The organism is Pseudomonas sp. (assembly GCF_035277045.1).
GTDB lineage: Bacteria > Pseudomonadota > Gammaproteobacteria > Pseudomonadales > Pseudomonadaceae > Aquipseudomonas.
Map to the genome: position 1 here is coordinate 1 of NZ_DATELE010000125.1, position 3326 is coordinate 3326.

A 3326-nucleotide genomic window follows, 5' to 3' on the forward strand; every position below is an offset into this window, starting at 1 on the left:
TCGACATCCAGGCCGTTGTCCAGCGGGATCACGTAGTCGGCACGCACGTAGCTTTTCCAGTCCGGGGTGAACGGCAGGCGGCCGCCATCGATGTTGCAATTAGCCGCCGCGCCCGCCGGGCAGTTGAAGTGATCGACCCGCGCCTTGGTATAGGCCACGGCCGCAGACAGCTTGAGCTGGGAGGTGACCTGGAAGCTGGCGTCGAGCTCGACGCCCTGGGTGTTGACCTTGCCCGCATTGACCAGGCGGGTCACCACCTGGTTGGCCACGGTGTCGAAGAAGTTGGCCTGGTAGTCGTTGTAGTCGGTGTGGAACACGGCCAGGTTGGCCATCAGGCGATTATTCAGGGCGGTGCTCTTCAGGCCGATCTCGTAGGCGTCGGAGGTTTCCGGCTTGAGCGCGCCGGTATCACGCGGCTGCATGTTGAAGAACACGTTGTAGGCCGGCCCCTTGTAGCCGCGCGAGTAGGTCACGTAGCCGGTGAGGTTGTCATTGAAGTCGTACTGCAGGCCGGTGCGGCCGCTCCAGCCGTCCTCGTCCACCGAGCCCGAGCTTGAGGTCGAGGGCTGGATGCCGGTGACCGCCGTCGTCGAGGTGGACACCCGTCGGTGGTCGTACTCGAGGGCGTCGTGGGTCCAGCGCAGGCCCAGGATCGCGCGGAAATCCTCGGTGAAGTTGAAGGTGTTTTCACCGAACAGCGCCACGCTGTCGTTGGTCGTGCTGTAGTCGGCACGGCCGGTGTCGGCCACCCCGCCGTTGACCGACAGGCGCCGGTAGGTTTCCTCGGACTTGCCATGCATGTAGAAAGCGCCCAGCACGTACTCGTTGAACTGCCCCTTGGGCGAGGTCAGGCGAAATTCCTGGGAATACTGGTTGTAATCCACCGTGCCCTTGTCATGGGAGGCTGTCAGCGGCAGCAGCGCGCGGCGGTCGCCGTCCTGGTACTGGGTGTTGTCCCAGCCGCGCCAGGCGGTGATCGAGGTCAGGGTGTAGTCGCCCAGCTGCCAGTCGAGCTGGCCCGACAGGCCCTGGTTGATGTCCTCAACGTGGGTCTTGAAGTCGCTGTTGATATCGCGGTTGTGCGCGCTCGGCGTCACCGGCCGCAACTGGCTGGCGAAGGCGCTGGTGGCGCGGGTGATCACGCCGCTGGGCAAGGTGTCCTCGCCCTTCATGTAGTCGCCGATCAACGTCAGGCGCAGGTCGTCGCTAGGCTCGAACTCCAGCTTGCCGCGCACGCCCTTGCGCTCGTAGCCGTTGACGTCATGGCCGTTGGCGAGGTTCTCGACATTGCCTTCGTAATCGCCCCACAGGGCGCTGATCGATCCCTTGAACTGCTCGCTCAGGCGCCCGCCAAGGCCGAAACGCAGACGGTTTTCATTGCCGCCGCCAAAATGCGAGTAATCGACGTAGCCCTGGGTCTGCTCAGGGATCGACTTGCTGACCACGTTGAGCACGCCGGCCGATGCATTCTTGCCGAACAAGGTGCCCTGAGGGCCGCGCAACACTTCGATGCGCTCAAGGTCGAGCAGGTCGAGGGTCGACTGGCCAGGACGGCCGAAGACCACGCCATCGACCACCGTGGCCACCGTCGGCTCGACACCTGGCGAGGTGGAAATGGTGCCCACGCCGCGAACGAACAGCGAGGTGTCCTTGTTGGAGGCACCCGCGCGGTAGTTGAGGGTCGGCACCTGCTGGACAATGCTGGCGACGCTGTTGCGATTGTCGCGTTCGAGCTGCTCGCCCTGTACCACCGACACCGCCACGGGTACTTCCTGCAGGCTTGCCTCGCGGCGCGTTGCTGTCACGGTGACGGCACCGAGCGCTGTGGCCTGGGGGGTTTCAGCGGTCGCTTGCGCCGCGAAGGCGCCTTGGCCAACGGCGGCCAGCAAGATAGCGACAGCGGGTTTGTAGGGAATCGTATGCATGAGGCTCACTGCCTTGTAAGACCAGACCTGACCTGCCCCATGGCAGGCCGACATGAAGATGCTGTCGTTGTCTGGTCTCGCTCGTGCGAGTGGCAGCCGGTTGCCCAACAGCGCGCTTGTTAGCGCTAACATGAACAAGTATCAAAGGCCTCGCCTTAGCGGGTCAAATACTAAAAATTCACTTTTATATTCCATAAAGCTATTTGCATCAAGGTCGCTCGTTAGCGCTAACATCCGCCCTTTCCCTCGGAGGCAGCCCGCGTGAGCCAAGCCAAGGATTCTCCCCGCAAGCGCCGTGGAGCCGGTCGTGTCACCCTCAACGAGGTGGCACGTGAAGCCGGCGTCTCGGCGATCAGCGTGTCACGCTACTTCAACCAGCCCGAGCAAGTATCGCCGCCACTGCGCGAGCGTATCCAGGCAGCGGTCGAGGCCCTCGGCTACGTGCCCAATCTGGTGGCCGGCGGCCTGGCCTCGGCCCGTGGACGAATCGTCGGCATGGTCATCCCGAACATTTCCGGGCCGATCTTCGCCCAGACCATCCAGGCCTTCAGCGACACCCTCAGCCGCCATGGCTACCAACTGCTGCTGGCGTCGAGCTACTTCGACGAAGCCCAGGAAGAAAGCGCCGTGCGCGCGTTTCTCGGCTGGTCGCCCGCCGCCCTGGTGGTGACCAGCCACTTCCACAGCCCCGGCACCGAGAAAATGCTCGCCGAGGCCGACGTGCCGGTGGTGGAGATCTGGGATTACCAGCCCGCGCGCTCACCCCTGCAGGTGGGCTTCCTGCACCATGAGGTCGGCGTGCAGGCGGCCCGCTACCTGCTGGACAAGGGCCACCAGCGCATTGCCTTCGTGCAGAACAGCGCACCAGGCGATCTGAGCGCGCTGGAGCGGCGCGACGGTTACAGTCAGGCCCTGCACGAGGCAGGCCTGCAGCCGTGGGTGTTCGTCCCCTCCCCCGATGCCGCGCCTTTCGAGGCCGGCAAGCAGGCCATGCAAGCGCTGCTCGGGCATGAGCCTCGTCCGCAGGCCGTCATCTTCGCCAACGACAACCTTGCCGCCGGTGCCCTGCTCGCTGGCCAGCGCGCGGGGTTGAAGTTGCCCGAGGACATGGCGATCGTGGGGTTCGGGGATTACCCGTTCGCGGACATGCTGATACCCAGCCTGACCACGCTGAGGCCGCCGTCGCGGGAGATCGGCGAGGTAGCTGCCAGGCGCGTGCTCGAGTGCCTTGGGGCCGTGGAGGGCGAGGCGCAGCGCCTGAACCTGCTGGGCTGTGAGCTGGTGGTACGCGAAAGCGCATGAATTGTGACATTCGTGCAGCAACGCATTATGCTCGTCAGGTATCTCCCTACGCCTCAATATGTGAGAGCCGAACATGAAAATCGATGACATGGACGCGTT

At 64.2% G+C, this 3326-nt stretch carries 2 protein-coding genes; one reads left to right on the forward strand and one right to left on the reverse strand.

Annotation, left to right across the window (positions count from 1 at the left end; genetic code table 11):
• On the reverse strand, positions 1 to 1925 hold a 1925-nt coding region (locus tag VJS90_RS05790), incomplete at its 3' end, for a TonB-dependent receptor (RefSeq protein ID WP_324119941.1).
• Positions 1926 to 2186: 261 nt separating this feature from the next.
• Between VJS90_RS05790 and VJS90_RS05795 the strand changes: the two genes are divergently transcribed.
• Entirely contained in the window at positions 2187 to 3227 is a 1041-nt protein-coding gene (locus VJS90_RS05795) for a LacI family DNA-binding transcriptional regulator (RefSeq protein WP_324119943.1), read from the forward strand.
• Positions 3228 to 3326 lie beyond the last annotated feature (99 nt).